This is a genomic window from Pseudomonas sp. LjRoot277 (genome assembly GCF_964253845.1).
Lineage (GTDB): Bacteria > Pseudomonadota > Gammaproteobacteria > Pseudomonadales > Pseudomonadaceae > Aquipseudomonas.
This window is the reverse complement of record NZ_CAXURI020000001.1, coordinates 370,989-391,345: the sequence shown is the minus strand read 5'-3', so window position 1 is coordinate 391,345 and position 20,357 is coordinate 370,989. Positions and strand designations below refer to the sequence as shown.

The 20,357-nt window shown below is 59.9% G+C and carries 20 protein-coding genes; 11 read left to right on the top strand and 9 right to left on the bottom strand.

Annotated features, from left to right (window positions below):
* Nucleotides 1–4: 4 nt before the first annotated feature.
* From rho to ACSQ87_RS01840, 3 genes are all read right to left on the bottom strand, one after another.
* A complete protein-coding gene (gene rho, locus ACSQ87_RS01850; protein ID WP_007942421.1) occupies nucleotides 5–1,264 on the bottom strand; it encodes a transcription termination factor Rho in 1,260 nt (419 codons plus the stop codon).
* A 248-nt stretch (nucleotides 1,265–1,512) separates the two neighbouring features.
* Entirely contained in the window at nucleotides 1,513–1,842 is a 330-nt protein-coding gene (trxA, locus tag ACSQ87_RS01845; RefSeq protein ID WP_008150340.1) for a thioredoxin TrxA, read from the bottom strand.
* Between the two features lie 120 nt (nucleotides 1,843–1,962).
* Nucleotides 1,963–2,670 carry a FadR/GntR family transcriptional regulator gene (locus ACSQ87_RS01840; protein WP_436273250.1) on the bottom strand — a complete coding sequence of 236 codons (708 nt, stop codon included), beginning with the start codon at nucleotides 2,668–2,670 and terminating at the stop codon, nucleotides 1,963–1,965.
* 256 nt (nucleotides 2,671–2,926) lie between these two features.
* On the opposite strand from ACSQ87_RS01840, the gene ACSQ87_RS01835 reads away from it, so the two are divergent.
* From ACSQ87_RS01835 to ppx, 5 genes are all read left to right on the top strand, one after another.
* A complete protein-coding gene (locus tag ACSQ87_RS01835) occupies nucleotides 2,927–3,712 on the top strand; it encodes a transporter substrate-binding domain-containing protein (protein ID WP_033060641.1) in 786 nt (261 codons plus the stop codon).
* Nucleotides 3,713–3,733: 21 nt separating this feature from the next.
* Nucleotides 3,734–4,402: an amino acid ABC transporter permease gene (locus ACSQ87_RS01830; RefSeq protein WP_436273249.1), complete on the top strand. Its 669-nt coding sequence runs from the start codon at nucleotides 3,734–3,736 to the stop codon at nucleotides 4,400–4,402.
* Entirely contained in the window at nucleotides 4,399–5,049 is a 651-nt protein-coding gene (locus ACSQ87_RS01825; protein WP_033060645.1) for an amino acid ABC transporter permease, read from the top strand. The genes ACSQ87_RS01830 and ACSQ87_RS01825 overlap by 4 nt, the downstream gene beginning before the upstream one ends.
* Nucleotides 5,036–5,773, top strand: coding sequence for an amino acid ABC transporter ATP-binding protein (locus ACSQ87_RS01820; protein WP_436273248.1), 738 nt, complete (start codon nucleotides 5,036–5,038; stop codon nucleotides 5,771–5,773). The genes ACSQ87_RS01825 and ACSQ87_RS01820 overlap by 14 nt, the downstream gene beginning before the upstream one ends.
* A gap of 231 nt (nucleotides 5,774–6,004) precedes the next feature.
* Complete coding sequence (gene ppx, locus ACSQ87_RS01815; protein WP_223429510.1) at nucleotides 6,005–7,507, top strand: exopolyphosphatase; 1,503 nt, start codon at nucleotides 6,005–6,007, stop codon at nucleotides 7,505–7,507.
* 179 nt (nucleotides 7,508–7,686) lie between these two features.
* On the opposite strand, the gene ppk1 is transcribed toward ppx, so the two are convergent.
* Together ppk1 and hemB are read right to left on the bottom strand one after the other, a co-directional pair.
* Nucleotides 7,687–9,909, bottom strand: a complete 2,223-nt coding sequence (ppk1, locus tag ACSQ87_RS01810; RefSeq protein WP_223429511.1) for a polyphosphate kinase 1 — start codon at nucleotides 9,907–9,909, stop codon at nucleotides 7,687–7,689.
* Between the two features lie 18 nt (nucleotides 9,910–9,927).
* Entirely contained in the window at nucleotides 9,928–10,941 is a 1,014-nt protein-coding gene (gene hemB, locus ACSQ87_RS01805; RefSeq protein ID WP_008150323.1) for a porphobilinogen synthase, read from the bottom strand.
* A 208-nt stretch (nucleotides 10,942–11,149) separates the two neighbouring features.
* On the opposite strand from hemB, the gene ACSQ87_RS01800 reads away from it, so the two are divergent.
* Nucleotides 11,150–11,782: a DedA family protein gene (locus tag ACSQ87_RS01800; protein ID WP_008150321.1), complete on the top strand. Its 633-nt coding sequence runs from the start codon at nucleotides 11,150–11,152 to the stop codon at nucleotides 11,780–11,782.
* Here ACSQ87_RS01800 and ACSQ87_RS01795 read toward each other — a convergent pair.
* Nucleotides 11,763–12,998, bottom strand: a complete 1,236-nt coding sequence (locus ACSQ87_RS01795; protein WP_436273247.1) for a sterol desaturase family protein — start codon at nucleotides 12,996–12,998, stop codon at nucleotides 11,763–11,765. The two genes, ACSQ87_RS01800 and ACSQ87_RS01795, sit on opposite strands and share 20 nt — an antisense overlap.
* 115 nt (nucleotides 12,999–13,113) lie before the next feature.
* On the opposite strand from ACSQ87_RS01795, the gene elbB reads away from it, so the two are divergent.
* Nucleotides 13,114–13,782 carry an isoprenoid biosynthesis glyoxalase ElbB gene (gene elbB / locus ACSQ87_RS01790; RefSeq protein WP_033060653.1) on the top strand — a complete coding sequence of 223 codons (669 nt, stop codon included), beginning with the start codon at nucleotides 13,114–13,116 and terminating at the stop codon, nucleotides 13,780–13,782.
* Nucleotides 13,783–13,914: 132 nt separating this feature from the next.
* On the opposite strand, the gene ACSQ87_RS01785 is transcribed toward elbB, so the two are convergent.
* Nucleotides 13,915–14,370: a YaiI/YqxD family protein gene (locus ACSQ87_RS01785; protein WP_150632076.1), complete on the bottom strand. Its 456-nt coding sequence runs from the start codon at nucleotides 14,368–14,370 to the stop codon at nucleotides 13,915–13,917.
* Between the two features lie 27 nt (nucleotides 14,371–14,397).
* The gene (locus tag ACSQ87_RS01780; RefSeq protein ID WP_436273246.1) at nucleotides 14,398–16,296 is read right to left on the bottom strand and encodes an FTR1 family protein; all 1,899 of its coding nucleotides are present in this window, start codon (nucleotides 16,294–16,296) and stop codon (nucleotides 14,398–14,400) included.
* A 166-nt stretch (nucleotides 16,297–16,462) separates the two neighbouring features.
* Between ACSQ87_RS01780 and ACSQ87_RS01775 the strand changes: the two genes are divergently transcribed.
* The 4 genes from ACSQ87_RS01775 to ACSQ87_RS01760 are packed head-to-tail and all read left to right on the top strand — an operon-like array spanning nucleotide 16,463 to nucleotide 19,608.
* A complete protein-coding gene (locus tag ACSQ87_RS01775; RefSeq protein WP_223429516.1) occupies nucleotides 16,463–17,860 on the top strand; it encodes a COG3014 family protein in 1,398 nt (465 codons plus the stop codon).
* Between the two features lie 12 nt (nucleotides 17,861–17,872).
* Nucleotides 17,873–18,247: a YcfL family protein gene (locus ACSQ87_RS01770; RefSeq protein ID WP_223429517.1), complete on the top strand. Its 375-nt coding sequence runs from the start codon at nucleotides 17,873–17,875 to the stop codon at nucleotides 18,245–18,247.
* Between the two features lie 23 nt (nucleotides 18,248–18,270).
* Entirely contained in the window at nucleotides 18,271–18,861 is a 591-nt protein-coding gene (lpoB, locus tag ACSQ87_RS01765) for a penicillin-binding protein activator LpoB (protein WP_008150305.1), read from the top strand.
* A gap of 3 nt (nucleotides 18,862–18,864) precedes the next feature.
* Nucleotides 18,865–19,608: a penicillin-binding protein activator LpoB gene (locus tag ACSQ87_RS01760; RefSeq protein WP_436273245.1), complete on the top strand. Its 744-nt coding sequence runs from the start codon at nucleotides 18,865–18,867 to the stop codon at nucleotides 19,606–19,608.
* Nucleotides 19,609–19,662: 54 nt separating this feature from the next.
* Here ACSQ87_RS01760 and ACSQ87_RS01755 read toward each other — a convergent pair whose 3' ends face one another.
* Nucleotides 19,663–20,295, bottom strand: coding sequence for a LysE family transporter (locus tag ACSQ87_RS01755; protein WP_223429519.1), 633 nt, complete (start codon nucleotides 20,293–20,295; stop codon nucleotides 19,663–19,665).
* Between the last annotated feature and the right edge of the window lie 62 nt (nucleotides 20,296–20,357).

Genomic DNA, 20,357 nt, shown 5'->3' with positions numbered 1-20,357 from the left:
CGATTTACTTGCGTTTCATCGACAGGAAGAACTCATCGTTGGTCTTGGTCGTTTTCAGCTTGTCGACCAGGAACTCGATGGCAGCGATTTCGTCCATCGGGTGCAGCAGCTTGCGAAGGATCCACATGCGCTGCAACTCGTCGTCGGCAGTCAGCAACTCTTCGCGGCGGGTGCCGGAACGGTTGATGTTGATGGCCGGGAAGACGCGTTTTTCAGCGATACGACGATCCAGCGGCAGTTCCATGTTGCCCGTGCCTTTGAATTCTTCGTAGATCACTTCGTCCATCTTCGAGCCGGTTTCAACCAGCGCGGTGGCGATGATGGTCAGCGAACCGCCTTCTTCGATGTTCCGCGCGGCGCCGAAGAAACGTTTCGGTTTCTCCAGGGCATGGGCATCGACACCACCGGTGAGCACTTTGCCGGAGCTCGGGATCACGGTGTTGTAGGCGCGAGCCAGACGGGTGATGGAGTCAAGCAGGATCACCACGTCCTTCTTGTGTTCGACCAGGCGCTTGGCCTTCTCGATCACCATTTCGGCAACCTGCACGTGGCGGGTTGGCGGCTCATCGAACGTCGAGGCAACCACTTCGCCGCGCACGGTGCGCTGCATTTCGGTTACTTCTTCCGGACGTTCGTCGATCAGCAATACGATCAGATGAACTTCAGGATTGTTACGCGCGATGTTGGCTGCGATGTTCTGCAGCATGATGGTTTTACCGGCTTTCGGCGGTGCAACGATCAGACCGCGCTGGCCTTTGCCGATCGGGGCGCACAGGTCGATGACACGACCGGTCAAGTCTTCGGTGGATCCGTTGCCGGCTTCCATCTTCATGCGCACGGTCGGGAACAGCGGGGTCAGGTTCTCGAAGAGAATCTTGTTTTTCGCGTTCTCGGGACGATCGTAGTTGATCGTGTCGACCTTGAGCAGCGCGAAATAACGCTCGCCTTCCTTTGGAGGACGGATCTTGCCAACGATGGTGTCACCGGTGCGCAAGTTGAAGCGACGGATCTGACTCGGCGAGACGTAGATATCGTCTGGGCCGGCGAGATAGGAAGCGTCAGCGGAGCGAAGGAAGCCGAAGCCGTCCTGGAGAATCTCCAGCACGCCATCACCGGAGATTTCCTCGCCGCTTTTAGCGTGCTTTTTGAGCAGGGAGAAAATCACGTCCTGCTTGCGCGAACGGGCCATATTTTCTATGCCCATCTGTTCGGCCAATTCGAGCAGTTCGGTAATCGGCTTTTGCTTGAGTTCAGTCAGATTCATATAGGAATGACGTAATCATTTATGGAGGGGGGGAAATTAAGCTTTTGGCTTAATGAGGCCGCGCCGCAGAGAAGGCGACAGGATCGCGTACTTATTCGAAAAGGAGTGCGTCGGCGACGGCTAGCAGGGGGCAGTGGAGAAACCAGTGCGGGGCCGAATGTACCACCTGAGTTTCGGAGCGTCTAGCCCTCAATAACGAAAAGGCCCCGCGATGTGCGGGGCCTTTTTGATGACGCTTTAAACGACGCTTAGATGTTGGCGTCGAGGAAGGCAGCCAGTTGCGACTTCGACAGTGCGCCGACCTTGGTCGCTTCAACGTTGCCGTTCTTGAACAGCATCAGAGTCGGGATACCACGCACGCCATGCTTGGCCGGGGTTTCCTGGTTTTCGTCGATGTTCAGTTTGGCAACGGTCAGCTTGCCTTTGTAGGTTTCAGCAATTTCGTCCAGAACAGGAGCGATCATTTTGCAAGGGCCGCACCACTCAGCCCAGTAGTCGACCAGTACAGCGCCTTCGGCCTTGAGGACGTCGACGTCGAAGCTAGCGTCGGTGACGTGTTTAATAAGATCGCTGCTCATGGAAGTCTCCAGGTTGTAAGCAAAAAAACGTGGCCCATCATAGCCGCCCTTCCCTCGTTCAGGAAGGTGCAGATGATTGAGTCTCGCTATGGTGCCGCATGAGTTTGGGTATAGCCCAAGTCACGAGGTGGCGGGAGCGACGAAGGCAATTCCGGTGCGCAGTGCCGCGTTACGCACATGTTCGTGCATGGCCTTCTGCGCTGCGCCGGACGCCCGCCGGGCTAGCGCACGAAGGATTTTGCGGTGTTCCTGCCAGGTTTCCATGGCCCGCTCGGCCCGGATGAACGGTAGTTTCTGGCTCTCTAGAAAGATGTCGGCGCTGGCAGTCAGGATGCTGAGCATCGCCTGATTGCCGCTCGCCAGCAGGATGCGTCGGTGAAATTCGAAATCCAGTCGCGCCGCGGCCTCGAAGTCGCCGGCCTTCAATTCGATGCGCATGGCGGCGACGTTATCTTCCAGTGCATCGAGCTCGTGAGTACTCAGGGTCACCGCCGCCAAACCGGCCGCAAAGCCTTCCAGGGCATAGCGCAACTGAAAGATGTCCAGCGGCGAGGCTTGCGCCGCAAATGGCCAACTCAGCGTCGCATCACCTCGCGGCAAATCAACCGGCGACTGCACGAACACACCTTTGCCAGGCTGGATGCTGATCACCCCCAACGCACTCAATGACGACAACGCTTCGCGCAACGACGCCCGACTGACCCCCAATTGCACCGCCAAATCCCGTTGCGAGGGCAAGGCATCCCCAGGCCCGAAGCCCTGTTCGGTGATCAGTTTACGGATGGCTTGCAGCGCCACTTCAGGTACGGCGCGGGAGATCGAGTTCATGGTTTTTCAGACGAACCAGGCCAATGAGCGGTTAGTTGTAAAGCTATTCGCGACGCCCGGCAAGTCGTGCCCCATGGGGGTTCGGAGATTTTCATGGATGCGCTATCGGGGTGCGAAACGCCGCTCAACTGTTCAGACCAGTAAGACCGAGAAACATCAGCAAAACCGTGGCCTTGCGCCCCCAAAACCCGATGTTGGCACGGCCCATGCTCTGTCGATCCGCAGAATTCACTTCTCGCCGATTCGGAGATTTGCCATGACCCAGCGTTACAGCGCCCTCCTCGCAGCCCTGTTTGCCAGCCTGATGCTGAGCCAGGCGCCCGCCCACGCCGACGGTCTGGAGGATGTGGTCAAGCGCGGCGTCCTCAAGGTGGCCGTGCCTCAGGACTTTCCGCCCTTCGGCTCGGTCGGCCCGGACATGAAACCGCGCGGCCTCGATATCGACACCGCCAAGCTGCTGGCCGACCAACTCAAGGTCAAACTCGAACTGACGCCGGTCAACAGCACCAACCGCATCCCGTTCCTGACCACCGGCAAAGTCGATCTGGTGATCTCCAGCCTCGGCAAGAACCCCGAGCGCGAGAAAGTCATCGACTTCTCCCGTGCCTACGCGCCGTTCTACCTCGCCGTATTCGGTCCGCCAGACGCCAGCATCAAAAGCCTGGACGACCTCAAGGGCAAAACCATCAGCGTCACCCGTGGCGCCATCGAAGACATCGAGCTGACCAAAGTCGCGCCCGAAGGCGTGACCATCAAGCGCTTCGAAGACAACAACTCGACCATCGCCGCTTACCTCGCCGGGCAAGTTGACCTGATCGCCAGTGGCAACGTGGTGATGGTGACCATCAGCGAACGCAACCCGAAACGCATTCCGGCGCTGAAAGTGAAGCTCAAGGATTCGCCGGTCTACGTCGGTGTGAACAAAAACGAGCCGGCGCTGCTGGACAAGGTCAACCAGATCCTCGCCACCGCCAAGACCGACGGCGCGCTGGAGAAGAACTCCCGGACCTGGCTCAAAGAGCCGCTGCCAGCCGATCTCTGATCGTCGTTGCGGAGACTGAACATGGCTTATCAGTTCGATTTCATACCGGTGGTGCAAAACACCGACCTGCTGCTGCGCGGTGCGCTGTTCACCCTTGAACTGACGGCCATCGGCGCGGTGCTCGGGGTGGGTCTGGGCATCGTCGGGGCGCTGGTGCGGGCGTGGAACATCCGCCCGTTCGCCGGCATTTTTGGGGTCTATGTCGAGTTGATCCGCAACACGCCGTTTCTGGTGCAGTTGTTTTTCATCTTCTTCGGCCTGCCGTCACTGGGTGTGCAGATTTCGGAATGGCAGGCGGCGGTGCTGGCGATGGTGATCAACCTGGGCGCTTATTCCACCGAGATCATCCGTGCCGGCATTCAAGCAATACCTCGAGGACAGCTTGAAGCCGCTGCGGCGCTGGCAATGTCGCGTTTCGAAGCCTTTCGCCACGTGGTGCTGCTGCCGGCGCTGGGCAAGGTCTGGCCGGCATTGAGCAGCCAGATCATCATCGTGATGCTGGGTTCGGCGGTCTGCTCGCAGATCGCCACCGAAGAGCTGAGCTTCGCCGCCAACTTCATTCAGTCGCGCAACTTCCGCGCCTTTGAAACCTACGCCCTGACCACGCTGGTCTACCTGTGCATGGCGCTAATGATCCGCCAGTTGCTGAACTGGATTGGCCGCCGTTTTGTCGCAAGGAGCAGCCTATGAGCGATTTCACGTTCTGGGATGTCGTGCGCAACCTGCTCACCGGCCTGCAATGGACCCTGGCGCTGTCGCTGGTGGCGTTTATCGGTGGCGGACTGATCGGCTTGCTGATCATGGTCATGCGGATCTCGAAAAAATCCCTGCCGCGCAGCTTCGCCCGCACTTACATCGAGCTGTTCCAGGGCACGCCGCTGTTGATGCAGCTGTTTCTGGTGTTCTTCGGCGTGGCGTTGGCCGGGGTGGAGATTTCGCCGTGGATGGCCGCGGCGATTGCCCTGACGCTGTTCACCAGCGCCTACCTGGCGGAGATCTGGCGCGGTTGCGTCGAATCGATCCCCAACGGCCAGTGGGAAGCCTCGTCGAGCCTGGCCCTGAATCCGCTGGAGCAACTGCGTTACGTGATCCTGCCGCAAGCGCTACGGATCGCCGTAGCTCCGACGGTGGGTTTCTCGGTGCAAGTGGTCAAAGGCACCGCCGTCACCTCGATCATCGGCTTCACCGAACTGACCAAGACCGGCGGCATGCTCGCCAACGCAACCTTCGAACCGTTCATGGTCTACGGCCTCGTGGCCCTCGGTTATTTCCTGCTCTGCTACCCCTTGTCCCTCAGTGCCCGCTACCTGGAAAGGAGACTGCATGCCTCTGCTTAGAATCTCGGCCCTGCATAAATATTACGGCGACCACCACGTGCTCAAAGGCATCGACCTGAGTGTCGAGGAAGGCCAGGTCGTGGCGATCATCGGCCGCAGCGGCTCGGGAAAATCCACGTTGCTGCGCACCCTCAATGGCCTGGAATCGATCAACGACGGCGTGATTGAAGTCGACGGCGAATACCTCGACGCCGCCCGTGCCGATCTGCGCAGCTTGCGACAGAAAGTCGGGATGGTGTTTCAGCAGTTCAACCTGTTCCCGCACCTGACGGTCGGCGAGAACGTGATGCTCGCGCCGCAAGTGGTGCAGAAAGCGCCAAAAGCCAAAGCAGCCGAACTGGCGCGGGAGATGTTGGAACGGGTCGGGCTGGGGGAAAAATTCGATGCCTTCCCGGATCGATTGTCTGGCGGGCAGCAACAGCGAGTGGCGATTGCCCGGGCGCTGGCGATGTCGCCGAAGGTCTTGCTGTGCGATGAGATTACCTCGGCGCTGGACCCGGAATTGGTCAATGAAGTGCTGAGCGTGGTCCGGCAACTGGCCAAGGAAGGGATGACGTTGATTATGGTCACCCATGAGATGCGTTTTGCCCGGGAGGTTGGGGACAAATTGGTGTTCATGCATCAGGGCAAGGTGCATGAGGTCGGGGATCCGAAGATGCTGTTCGCCAATCCGCAAACGGCGGAGCTGGCGAATTTCATTGGGACAGTGGAAGCAGCCGGTTAAGGCTTTTGTGGCGAGGGGGCTTGCCCCCGTTGGGCTACGAAGTAGCCCCAAAACCATTCACATCGACTCCAGATAGACCTCGCATGCAGGTTTTACGACTGCTGCGCAGCCGAACGGGGGCAAGCCCCCTCGCCACAGGGGTGAGCTGGATCAAGGCTTTGAACACTGCGCGTTGGCGGCAGCGTTTGATCGTGGCACGATGTCGAGGTTATCGACCGAGACCCCCTGACCATGCCGCAATCCCAAGCCAAGAATCTGTCCCTGATCGCCGCAATCGACCTGGGCTCCAACAGCTTTCACATGGTCGTGGCCAAGGCCCAGAACGGCGAAATCCGTATTCTCGAACGACTCGGGGAGAAGGTTCAGCTGGCCGCCGGCATCGACGATGAGCGTCAGCTCAGTGAAGAATCCATGCAACGCGGGCTCGATTGCCTGAAGCGTTTCGCCCAACTGATCAGCGGTATGCCGACCGGCGCCGTGCGGATCGTCGGCACCAACGCCTTGCGTGAAGCCCGTAACCGTGGCGAATTTATCCGCCGCGCTGAAGAAATTCTCGGCCACCCGGTGGAAGTCATCTCCGGCCGTGAAGAAGCGCGCCTGATCTACCTCGGCGTGTCCCACACCCTCGCCGACACCCCGGGCAAACGCCTGGTGGCCGACATCGGCGGCGGCAGTACCGAATTCATCATCGGCCAGCGCTTCGAACCGCTGCTGCGCGAAAGCCTGCAAATGGGCTGCGTCAGCTACACCCAGCGCTATTTCAAGGACGGCAAGATCACCCCGGCCCGCTACGCCCAGGCGTACACGGCGGCGCGGCTGGAGATCATGAGCATCGAACACGCCCTGCATCGCCTGACCTGGGATGAAGCCATCGGCTCCTCGGGCACCATCCGCGCCATCGGCCTGGCGCTGAAGGCCGGTGGTCATGGCACGGGCGAGGTGAACGCCCAAGGCCTGGCCTGGCTCAAGCGCAAGCTGATCAAGCTCGGTGATGTCGAGAAGATCGACTTCGAAGGCATCAAGCCTGACCGCCGGGCGATCTTCCCGGCGGGCCTGGCGATTCTCGAAGCGATCTTCGACGCACTCGAGCTGCAACGCATGGACCACTGTGAAGGCGCCCTGCGCGAAGGCGTGCTCTATGACCTGTTGGGCCGTCATCATCACGAAGACGTCCGCGAGCGCACCCTCAGCTCGTTGATGGAGCGTTATCACGTCGATCTGGAACAAGCGGTGCGCGTTGAGCGCAAGGCGCTGCATGCCTTCGATCAAGTGGCTGAGGATTGGGATCTGGATGACGGCGTATGGCGCGAACTGCTGGGCTGGGCCGCCAAGGTCCATGAAGTGGGCCTGGACATCGCTCACTATCACTACCACAAGCACGGCGCGTACTTGATCGAGCACTCGGACCTGGCCGGGTTCTCCCGTGAAGACCAACTGATGCTCGCGCTACTGGTGCGTGGCCACCGACGCAATATCCCCCGGGACAAGTTTGCCGACTTCGGCGATGAAGGCATCAAGCTGATTCGCCTGTGCGTGCTGCTGCGTTTTGCAATTCTGTTCCATCACATCCGCGGCACCCAGGAAATGCCTCAGGTCGTGCTGCAAGCCAATGGCGACAGCCTGGATGTGTTGTTCCCGGAAAACTGGCTGGACGAAAACCAGCTGACTCAGGCCGACTTCGGTCTGGAGGCGGAATGGCTGACCCGCGTTGGCTTCGTGCTCAACGTCCGCTAAAAACTGGAGCGAGCACAATCACTGTGGCGAGGGAGCTTGCTCCCGTTGGACTGCGTAGCAGTCGCTCTTTTTGGGGGCGCTTCGCACCCCAGCGGGAGCAAGCTCCCTCGCCACAGGTATGTAGTTAAAACAAAAATGGCGATCCGCAGGGATCGCCATTTTTTTAGCCGATGTTTGCGTTATCGGACCGCCAGAATCGGGCTACCCAAACGCTCCAGCAGTGTTGCCTGGGCGCTGCGCGGGTTCTGGTTGCCGGTCGGCGTGTTGCGGATGTAACGGCCGTCCGCCTGCAAGCTCCAGCTGTGGGTGTTATCGGTGAGATAAAGCTCCAGCTCTTTCTTGACCCGCAAGATCAGCTTCTTGCCCTCGACCGGGAAGCAAGTCTCGACGCGCTTGTCGAGGTTGCGCTCCATCCAGTCGGCGCTGGACAGGAACATCTGCTCTTCGCCGCCATTGAGGAAGTAGAAGACCCGGGTGTGCTCCAGGAAGCGACCGATGATCGAGCGCACGTGGATGTTGTGCGAAACCCCGGCGATGCCCGGACGCAGGCAGCACATGCCGCGCACCACCAGATCGATACGCACCCCGGACTGACTGGCCTTGTACAGCGCGCGGATGATCTTCGGATCGGTCAGCGAGTTGAACTTGGCGATGATGTGCGCCGGTTTGCCGTCGAGGGCGAACTGGGTCTCCCGGGCAATCATGTCGAGCATGCCCTTCTTCAGCGTGAACGGCGCGTGCAGCAGCTTCTTCATGCGCAGGGTTTTACCCATGCCGATCAGCTGGCTGAACAGTTTGCCGACGTCTTCGCACAAGGCGTCATCCGAGGTCAGCAAGCTGTAGTCGGTGTACAGACGGGCGTTGGCCGCGTGGTAGTTGCCGGTCCCCAAGTGGGCGTAACGGACAATCTCGCCAGCCTCACGACGCAAGATCAGCATCATCTTGGCGTGGGTCTTGAAGCCGACCACGCCATAGATCACCACCGCACCGGCCGCTTGCAGACGGCTGGCCAGTTGCAGGTTGGACTCTTCGTCGAACCGCGCACGCAACTCGATCACCGCAGTGACTTCCTTGCCGTTACGCGCCGCATCGACCAGCGCATCTACGATTTCCGAGTTGGCGCCGGAGCGGTACAGGGTCTGACGGACCGCCAATACATGCGGGTCCTTGGCAGCCTGGCGCAGCAGGTCGACCACCGGAGTGAAGGACTCGAACGGGTGCAGCAACAGGATGTCCTGCTTGCTGATCACGCTGAAGATGTTCTCGCTGTTCTGCAGCAGTTTCGGGATCTGCGGGGTGAACGGCGTGTATTGCAGCGCTCGCTGGCTGTCCAGACCGGTGATGCTGAACAGGCGGGTCAGGTTGACCGGACCGTTGACCTGATACAGCTCGGTCTCGTGCAGGTTGAACTGCTTGAGCAAGTAGTCGGACAGGTGTTTCGGGCACGTGTCGGCGACTTCCAGGCGCACCGCATCACCGTAGCGACGCGAGAACAACTCACCGCGCAGGGCGCGGGCCAGGTCTTCTACATCTTCGGTGTCGACGGCGAGGTCGGCGTTTCGGGTCAGACGGAACTGGTAGCAGCCCTTGACCTTCATGCCCTGGAACAGGTCATCGGCGTGAGCGTGGATCATCGACGACAGGAACACGTAGTTGTCGCCCGAGCCGCCCACTTCTTCCGGCAACTTGATGACCCGCGGCAGCAGACGTGGCGCCGGGATGATCGCCAGACCGGAATCGCGGCCGAAGGCGTCGATACCTTCGAGCTCGACGATGAAGTTCAGGCTCTTGTTCACCAGCAACGGGAACGGGTGCGTCGGGTCGAGGCCGATCGGGGTAATGATCGGCGCGATCTCGTCGCGGAAATAGCGGCGCACCCAGGTTTTGATCTTGGTGGTCCAGTGACGCCGACGGATGAAGCGGACCTGATGCTTTTCCAGTTCCGGCAACAGAATGTCGTTGAGGATCGCGTACTGGCGGTCGACGTGACCGTGCACCAGTTCGCTGATGCGCGCCAGAGCCTGGTGCGGTTGCAAGCCATCGGCGCCGGCCTGTTCACGGGCGAAGGTGATCTGCTTCTTCAGGCCGGCCACACGAATCTCGAAGAACTCGTCCAGGTTGCTGGAGAAGATCAGCAGAAACTTCAGCCGCTCCAGCAACGGGTAGGATTCATCCAGCGCCTGCTCCAGCACGCGGATGTTGAACTGCAGTTGCGAGAGCTCGCGATGGATGTACAGGCTGCTGTCATCCAGGCCGGGAATGGCAATCGCTGGCGCCGCTATTACGGGCTCGGCCACCACCGCGGGTGGAGCAGGCTCCAGTTCCGGCGGGGTTTCGGCGATTTGCTCCACCACAGGTTGAGCATCTTTTACGGCAACTTCAGTGAGTACTTCGGTATTCATCGAATGTTCCTGGGAGGGCTATTTTTGCTCTCGTAACAATTGAGCAGCACGGACGGCAAAGTAAGTCAGGATGCCATCAGCGCCTGCACGTTTAAAAGCGGTCAGGGATTCGAGGATAACCCCTTCGCTCAACCAGCCATTCTGGATCGCCGCCATGTGCATGGCATATTCACCGCTGACCTGATAAACAAAGGTCGGCACTTTAAATTCTTCTTTGACCCGGTAGAGGATGTCCAGATACGGCATGCCTGGCTTGACCATGACCATGTCCGCGCCTTCTGACAAGTCCGCTGCCACTTCGTGCAGGGCTTCGTTGCTGTTGGCCGGGTCCATCTGATAGGAGGCCTTGTTGGCCTTGCCCAGGTTCAGCGCCGAACCGACCGCATCGCGGAACGGGCCGTAATAGGCGCTGGCGTACTTCGCCGAGTAGGCCATGATCCGCACGTTGACGTGGTCGGCCAGCTCCAGCGCTTCGCGGATCGCCTGGATGCGACCGTCCATCATGTCCGACGGGGCCACCACCTGAGCGCCGGCTTCGGCGTGGGACAGCGCCTGCTTGACCAGTGCGTCGACGGTGATGTCGTTCTGCACGTAGCCTTCTTCGTCGAGGATACCGTCCTGCCCGTGGGTGGTGAACGGGTCCAGGGCGACATCGGTGATCACACCCAGCTCAGGGAACTGCGCCCGCAATGCGCGAGTGGCGCGCTGGGCAATGCCGTTGGGGTTCCAGGCTTCGGCGGCGTCCAGCGACTTGAGCTCCGGCGGCGTCACCGGGAACAACGCCAACGCCGGAATCCCCAGCTCGACCCATTTGGCCGCTTCTTCAAGCAACAGATCGATGGTCAGGCGCTCGACACCCGGCATCGAGGCCACCGCTTCGCGACGGTTTTCACCGTCCAGCACGAACACCGGCAGGATCAGATCGTCGACGGTCAGAACGTTTTCACGGACCAGTCGACGCGAAAAATCATCACGACGGTTGCGACGCAGGCGGGTTGCTGGAAACAAACGGTTGGCGGGGGTAAAGCTCACGGCAGACTCCTGAGCCCGCGCTGGCGGGCGAGCGTGACAGTTATAAGCGGCCATTATGACCAACGTATGACAGTTGTGTGCATCCCTGCGTCACGTAGCCGCATTCCATTGTCCTTGTAGGAAATGTTCACGTCGAGACACATTTGGACACTTTCATGAATGTTCCCGAAGGGTTAGGCTGCGCGTTCATTTCGCCAGCATCCAGACAATGCTCCAACAATTTCTTCAGGAATTCGGCTACTTCGCCCTCTTTCTCGGCACGTTTTTCGAAGGCGAAACCATTCTGGTGCTCGCAGGCTTCCTCGCGTTCCGCGGATACATGGACCTCAAAGTGGTCATGATCGTGGCGTTCCTCGGCAGTTATGCCGGTGATCAGCTGTGGTATTTCCTGGGGCGCAAGCACGGCCGCAAGTTGCTGGCGCGCAAACCGCGCTGGCAATTGATGGGTGACCGGGCCCTGGAACACATCCGCAGGCACCCGGACATCTGGGTACTGAGCTTCCGCTTTGTCTATGGCCTGCGCACGGTGATGCCGGTGGCAATCGGCCTGTCGGGCTATCCGCCGGGACGTTATCTGCTGCTCAACGGGATTGGTGCCGCGATCTGGGCCGCCGCGCTGGCTGCCGCCGCGTATCACTTCGGTGCGGTGCTCGAAGGCATGCTTGGCAGCGTCAAGAAGTACGAGCTGTGGGTGCTTGGCGCCCTGCTGATACTGGGCTTTTGCCTGTGGTTGCGCCGACGCCTCAAGAACGCCCGTCTGGCGAAGAAGATCTACGCCGACGAGCAGGCCTTGAAAGCAGAACAAGCCAAAACCAACGAACCTACGACGCCAGTCGAGTGAAACGGTTTCTGCAACAGTAGAGACCGATACCGCTGAGCAGGCTGTAACTCAGCAGGCCGACCCAGCCCACCGCGCTGGCCGGCCACAGCCCAACGACTGGCGCCAGCCACACCAGCGGCACATTCGACGCCAGGCGCAGCAGCTCCAGCTTCAGCGCCCACGGGCGATTCTCCAGGGCCACGCCCAACGTAAACAAACCCAGCGCCACGGCACTCCAGCCGAGTACCAGCGCGGCGGTTGGCAAACTCTGCTCCAGGTTCATCAAGTAGCTGCCCAGCGCGATGTAGACGCAGAACTGCAACACGACGTAAAGCTGCTGACGCCCGTCCAGCGGCACCTCGAATTTACGGAACTGACTCAGGTCTGGCTTGTTCATCGGGTACCTGGCCGCCACATCCGTCGGCCGCCAACCGGTGCGCATGAACCAGATGCGCAGCTTGTCCCATTTGCTTTGCGCACGCCGCGCGTCATCCCACAGCTGCGCATAGAACTGCACGTTCGCCCACAACGGATTCCAGCTCGCCAGCGGCGTGGTGACGCCGAAAATCACCGGTTCGTTGTCGTCCTCTTCCTGGAACGAGCCGAATAGACGGTCCCAAATAATGAACACCCCGCCGTAGTTGCGATCCATGTAGAGAGCGTTCTGTGCATGGTGAGCGCGATGATTGGACGGCGTGACGAAGAACCACTCGAACCAGCCGAGCTTGGGAATGTGTTTGGTATGCACCCAGAATTGGTACAGCAAGTTCAGCGAGGCGACGCTGATGAACACCAGCAGCGGCACGCCGAGCACGGCCATCGGCAGGTAGAAGATCCAGCTCAGCAGGAAGCCGGTACTGGTCTGGCGCAGCGCCGTGGAAAGGTTGTAGTCCTCGCTCTGGTGATGCACCGAATGCGCCGCCCAGAGGATGTTGCGTTCATGGCCCATGCGATGCAGCCAGTAGTAGCAGAAGTCGTAGAGGACAAAGGCGAAAACCCAGACCCAAACACTGTCGGCCGAGAGCTCGAACAGCGCCAGGTGCTTGAGAGCAAACGCATACGTCACCAGGCCGACGCCTTTGGTCAACAGGCCGGTGGTCGTCGACAGCACGCCGGTGCTCATGCTGTTGATCGCGTCCGCCACGCGATAATTGCTCACTCCGCGCCAACGGTCGGCCAGCAGTTCGACGGCAATCAGCACAAAGAAAAACGGCACCGCATACAGAATGAAGTCCATGACGCGCCCTGATCGGAATCTTGAGGACAGATCCTAGGTGTAGCCGCGAATTAACCCTATGGCAACGAGTGACAAATTAGTGGACATTTAACGCCATGAATCTGGAGAAAAGCCCATGAGCAAAAAAATTGCAGTGATCCTATCCGGCTGTGGCGTGTACGACGGCGCCGAGATCCACGAAAGCGTGATCACCCTGCTGCGTCTGGACCAGCGGGGTGCTCAGGTGCAGTGTTTCGCACCGAACATCGCGCAGCTGCACGTGATCAATCACCTGACCGGCGAAGAAATGCCCGAGTCGCGCAACGTACTGGTGGAATCGGCGCGGATCGCCCGAGGCAACATCAAGGATATCCGCGAAGCGGACGTGGAAGACTTCGATGCGCTGATCGTTCCGGGCGGTTTCGGGGCGGCCAAAAACCTGTCGAACTTTGCCGTCGAAGGCGCCGGCTGCACCGTGCAACCGGAAGTCCTGGCGCTGGCTGAAGCCTTTGCCGAGGCCGGCAAACCGGTCGGGCTGATCTGCATCTCGCCGGCGCTCGCGGCGAAGATCTATGGACCGGGCGTGACCTGCACCATCGGCAACGACGCCGATACTGCCGCCGCCATGAACAAGATGGGCGCTACCCACGCAGACTGCGCGGTAACTGACATCGTTGAGGACAAAGCACGCAAACTGGTCAGCACCCCGGCGTACATGCTGGCGCAATCGATCAGCGAAGCGGCATCCGGCATCAACAAACTGGTCGACCGCGTTCTGGAACTGACCCACGAAAACGACGCCTGACACAGTTCAAATGTGGGAGCGGGCTTGCTCGCGAAGGCGGAGTGTCAGTCGACATCAATGTTGAATGTCAGGGCCTCTTCGCGAGCAAGTCGAATCGTCGCACCGCCGCTCCCACATTGATCCCAGCTTGGCTCAGGCTTTGCGGGATAGCCGCGTGAGGATCCGGTCCAGCGCATTGGCAAACGCCTGCTTCTCACGCTCGCCAAACGGCGCTGGCCCGCCGCTCATCTGCCCCTGTTCACGGAGATCGGTAAACAGGTTACGCACCGCCAATCGATCGCCCATGTTCTGCGCATCGAACTCTTTGCCCCGTGGATCCAGCGCCGCAACGCCCTTTTTCACCAGACGGTCGGCCAGCGGCACATCGCTGCAGATCACCAATTCGCCGGGGACCGCGTGTTCCACCAGGTAGTCGTCGGCGGCATCCGGACCGCTTGGCACCACGATCAGTTTCACCAGGGCCAAACCCGGTTTGATCTGCGGCTGTCCGGCCACCAACACCACTTCGAACTGGCGCTTGAGGGCGAACTTCACCACCAGATCCTTGGCCGCCCGAGGGCAGGCGTCGGCATCGATCCAGACACGCATTTTTTTACCTCTTGTGGATCACTCGGATCAGGAAACCTGCACCCGCCGCTTCTCAGCCAGCCGACTACGGCTATACAGCACAATGATCGCGATAATCGCCACCGCCTGCGCACTCAGCGAATACGCATCAGCGTGGATCCCCAGCCAGTCGAAGTCAAAGAACGGCACCGGCCGGGTGCCGAAAATCCCGGCTTCCTGCAACGCCTTCACGCCATGCCCGGCAAACACCACGGACAACGCACACAACAGACCGGCGTTGATACTGAAAAACAGCGACAGCGGCAGCTTCGCCGAGCCACGCAGAATCACCCAGGCCAGCCCCACCAACAACACCAACGCCGTCGCACCACCCGCCAGTACCGCGTTATGGCCCGCTGGACCTGCCTGCAGCCACAAAGTCTCGTAGAACAGAATCACTTCAAACAGTTCGCGATACACCGAGAAGAACGCCAGCGTCGCAAACCCGAAACGCCCACCGCCGCCCACCAGGCTGCTCTTGATGTAATCCTGCCAGGCCGCTGCGTGACGACGGTCGTGCATCCACACGCCGAGCCAAAGCACCATGACGGCGGCAAACAACGCCGTCGCACCTTCCAGCAATTCGCGCTGCGAGCCGCTGACATCGATCACGTACGCCGCCAGCGCCCAGGTCCCGAGACCGGCCAGCAGCGCCAGACCCCAGCCGGCGTTGACACTGCGCACTGCTGATTGTTGGCCGGTGTTGCGCAGGAACGCGAGGATCGCCGCCAGCACCAGAATTGCTTCCAGGCCTTCGCGCAACAGAATCAACAAACCGGAGATGTAGCTCAGGGACCAGCTCAAGCCATCGCTGCCCAGCAGGCCGGCAGACGTCTTCAACTTGGTCTTGGCCGCATCCAGTCGCTCCTGAACCTGGGCCACCGGCAAACCGTCTTGCAACGACTGACGGTAAGCCATCAGCGATTTTTCAGTGTCTTTACGCACATTGGCGTCGACGTTATCCAGAGAACTTTCGACCAGTTCGAAACCCTCCAGATAAGCCGCCACCGACAGGTCATAAGCCTGATCGTGATCACCCGCACGATAGGCAGCGATGCTCTTGTCCAGGGTCGCGGCGGTGTAGTCGAGCAACTGCGCCGGACCACGCTTGACCAGCGGCGGTTGTGCCCGCTGCGCACGGAAGGTCGCCGCCGCTTGCGGACCCTCGGCAACCTGCACTTCTGCGGGAGTCTGACGGGCCAGGTCGGCGATGTTGTAGGTCTTCTCGGCTTTTGCAGCAGCCGGATCGGCGCTGAAGCTGGCGATGTAGGTCGCCAGGTCCCACCGCTGACGATCGTCCAGCTGATCGGCGAAGGCCGGCATGTCGGTGCCTTCGACACCAAGGCCCAGGGTGCTGTAGATCGCGTAGAGGCTCAGGTGATCCAGCCGCGCCGCATCACGCAGATTGGACGGTGGCGGCATCAGACCGACACCCGCCGGGCCATCCCCGGCACCCGCGTCGCCGTGGCACACCGAACAATGCTGAGCGTACAACGGCGCACCACGGGTCGGATCCGGCGTAATGATCGGCGCCTGACTGACTTCATAGGTCACCGCCAGCTTCGCGCCGAGTTGCCGTGCCTGACGGCCGACGTCCGCGCCGTCCTGACGCGCAGTGATCGCGTTGCGCAGCGTGCTGACGCCCTGCTCCAGCCCGGCTTTTTCCGGTTTGGCCGGCATTGCGGCGATCAAGCCTTGCAGCGCCTTGATAAATTCCAGCTGCTCTTGGTATTCGGACTCATTAATGACCTTGTCCGCTTGCACCGTTTCCGGGTAATCCGCACCGATGTAATCGAGCAAATGCAGCGCTTGCGGCGCGCCTTCCACGGTGTCGGCCAGCAGGTTGAAACTGCACAGGGCAAACAACGGCAACATCAGCCAGGCCAGAAAACGGGACGGGGCAGTCATGAATGAATCTCAATTGGAAATACGAAGTAACACATTGTTCACTTCCAATGACTTTCACTCAAGCTTTGTATGCGGCAGCCGCTGGAGTACAGGAACAAAGTGCCATCATCCAAGTCTATAAGTTGCCGCCTCATGGCGGCTTGTTTTCAAGGAAGACATACCGCAAATGGCCACCCGCCTGCGCTTCATATTTGTACTCAGTGCCTGTTTGCTACTGAGCGGCTGTCCCACCCTGCGTGACTACAACGCGGAGCTGGGAGAAACACTCGAGTATTTCAAGGCCGGGCAGCTCGACGGTGCGGTTGCCGTACTCGACCGCAACAATCCCATTCCCCCGGGCGACTTGCTTTACCACTTCGAAAAAGGCGAATTGCTGCGCCTCACCGGCAATTTCCCCGACAGTTATCAACATTGGGACTACGCCGACCGGTTGATCGAAGGGTGGGACAATTCGCCCATGTTCGTCCCCTTCAAAAAATTCACCGAGTTCAACAGTTACAGCGCCAACGACAAGGTGCGCTTATACGATGGCTACGATTTCGAGAGAGTCGCCCTGACTACGCAAATGGCCCTGATGCTGCTCTCCGGCTCTGAAACGGAACTGGCGCGCGTCATGATCAAGAAAACCCACGAGCGCGAAGCAACCATTGCCGACAAACGTGACAAGCAATACCTGGAACTGGAAAACCAGGCGAAGGAAGAAGGGGCCGCGATGAAATTCCAGGACCTTCAGGGCTACCCGGTAGCGACCCTCGACGCCCCCGAAGTGATCGCGCTGAAGAACAGCTACCAGAGTGCGTTCAGCCATTACCTCGCCGGCTTCATTTATGAATCGTTGAACGAGAAAGACCTCGCCGCGCCGGGCTATCGCCAGGCCATCGAGCTGCGCCCCAATACGCCGCTGCTCGAACAAGCCTTGCGCAACCTGGCCAAATCCCCGCTGAAGGCGGGCGAGGCCGACGTTCTGCTGATCGTGCAAACCGGCCTGGCGCCGGCGCGCAGCTCGGTGCGGGTGCCGATTTCGGTGGACGTCGAAGGTGAAACCTACATCACCAACATGTCGTTCCCGATCCTCCTCCCCGACACCTCCACGCCACCGGTGGACTTCATCATGGTGGACGGCAAAAAACACAAGCTGACATTGCTCAACAGCTTTGGTGATATGTCGCGTCGCACCTTGCGTGATGACATGCCGGGTATTATCCAGCGCACGCTCCATCGTGCCCGGTCCAATGTCGAATACCTGGCCTATCTGAAAAAGCACAGACCCGAAAAGCTTGAGGAAACGCTCCTGCAGCAGCTTCAACGCGAGGATGCCGATACCCGCGGCTGGCGTACGTTGCCGGACAAGACGCTGGTCGCCCGCCTGCGGCTCAAGAAAGGCCTGCATCAACTGACGCTGCCCAACGCGCCGGACGCTGCACCGGTCAGGTTCAAGCTGGATCAGACACATCAAGCCTTCAGCCTGCGCGCGGTGGGTGACCGCCGATTCGCCGCCGATGTTGCCCTGCAGATCGATACCCTTCCCGCACCGCAGGCTGCAATCAGCCTTGCCCAACCTTGAACGGAGATTTTCATGAGATTGAAATGCTTCGCCGTTGTCGCGCTGGCCCTGTTGGCCGGTTGCGCCACCCCGCCACCTCCGCCGGAACCGGGCAGTGCCGCCAGCAAAGTCATGGCCACCGGACCGATCGAGAACGTGGCCATCGGCCCGATGCGCATGGCCAGGGAAAACGGTTTCCTGACCATCAACACGCAGTTGAGCAACACCGACACCCACAACCGAACGCTGTATTACCGCTATCTTTGGCTGGGACCGGAAGGCTTTCCCGTGGCCGAAGCCGACACCTGGAAAAGCCTGACCCTGTATGCCGAGCAGACCAGCTTCCTGCCGGCCATCGCTCCCGTGCCCCAAGCCGTGGATTTCCGCCTGGAGATCAATACGCCGTGAACCGACCACTTGAGACCTTGCCCATGTTTGTACGCGTTTCGCTCCTTGCCCTGGCTGCGCTGCTGATCGGTGGCTGTGCCGAAAACCGCTCGCCGGTATTGGGCAGTGGCAACATCAGCTATGGCGACCCGAAAGCCGTGGAACTGGTCACCAACGAATTCGGCTCGACCGACCTGCAGATGATCGCGCAAAGCATGACCCGTTCCCTGGCCCAGTCCGGCGTTCTGAAAGGTCGCCCGGTGGTTCAGGTGTACGACGTGATGAACAAGACCAGCGAGTACATCGACACCCGGGAAATCACCACGTCGATCAAAACGCAGCTGATGCACTCCGGCACCGCGCGTTTTGCCAGCGACAACACCGATATGCAAAGCCAGGTTGATCAGCTCAAGCTGCAAAACCAGAGCGGCCTGTACAAGAAAAGCACCGTGGCCAAAACCGGCAACATGATCGCCGCCCGATATCGTCTGGAAGGCTCGATCAGCTCCATCGTCAAGCGCAGCAACGATTACAAGGACGTCTTCTACAAATTCAGCCTGCAATTGATCGACGTCGAAAGCGGGCTGGCGGAGTGGATGGACGAGAAAGAAATCCGCAAGACCACGGAGCGCTGAGCAATGCGTGTATGGATTGGCATCATGGCGCTGGCTTGCGCCGTTGGCGCCCAGGCAGCGCCGAAAATCGCGGTGACCGACTTGGCTTATGAAGCGAGCGTGGATCAATACGTTCACGTGATCTCGGCCCGGGACAATCATCAGCAGGACTATTACGGCACCAGTGGCTCGTCCAGTTATGACGAGTACACGACGCAGAACAGCTATCTGGAACAGACCGAAATCAGGCGTTTCAGTGGTGACATCAAAGGTCAGATGCTCAAGACCGGGATGTTCCAGCTGATTCAGGGCACGCCGTACACCTCCAGCGCTAAAAGCGATGTGTATGACGTGATCAAACGCATCAAGGCCGGCCACTTCAAGGGTGCCGACTACGTGCTGTTCGGCACGCTGTCGGACATCGACTTCACCCAGGACATGAACGAACTGGCCAATACCGACAGCTATTCGGCAGTGCTGGCACTGACTTTGGTGGCCGACTTCAGCCTGATCAACACCAGGACTTACGAGATAACGTCGGCCTTTACCGCCATGGGCGAGGCTCAAGACACCAAACTGGTGAACGACCGGGATATCCACGTTTCATTGAACCGCCCGCGGGTGGTGCGTGAAGTTTCCCGGTCTCTGGGCGAGGATGTGGCCCGACAATTGAGCGAACAGATCGGGGATGGAAGTTATGAGCCGTCAGGACAACCGGAGCCGCGCAATGACCTGCCACCGGATACCGCGCCGGTCATCCTGCGCTGATCCGTAAAACAAAAAAGGCGACCCCAAGGGTCGCCTTTTTTGTGCCCAGCGGTTTTACACCACCGCTTTGCGCAGCGTCGCCATGAATGCCGCCGCACCAATGAACAGTCCGGCAAACGTGCGGTTCATGCGTCTCTGCTGCTTGGGCGTGCGCAACATCCGCAGCACCTTCGATGCAAGTCCGGTGTAACCGGCCATGACGATCAGGTCGACGCAGATCATGGTCACACCGAGGATCAGGTACTGCGCCACCAGCGGTGCATGCGGATCAATGAATTGCGGCAGCACCGCGAGCATGAACACCAACGCCTTGGGATTGCTGACATTCACCAGGAAACCCCGGAACACCAGCGCCATCGGCTTGCCGATTTGCCGGACGGCCGCGTCGTCGCTCATGTCATTGGGCAGTGCGCGCCATTGCTTGACCGCCAGGTAAACCAGATAGGCCACGCCAAACCATTTGATCGCGTAGAAAGCGGTGGCCGACGCCGCGAGGATTGCACCAACACCGGCGGCGACAATCGCAATCTGTAGCGCCAGGCCCAGTTGCAGGCCCAGGGCGTTCCAATAACCGCGCCAGAAACCGTATCGCAGACCGCTGGACATCGACGCAATGGCGCCGGCACCGGGAGACAGACTGATCACCCAGCAGGCGGCAAAAAACGCCAGCCATGTTTGAAGCACCATCGCACACCTCGACTCAGACTCGTGACAGATGTCTAAGCTAATGCGGCTTTGGGCCGATGACT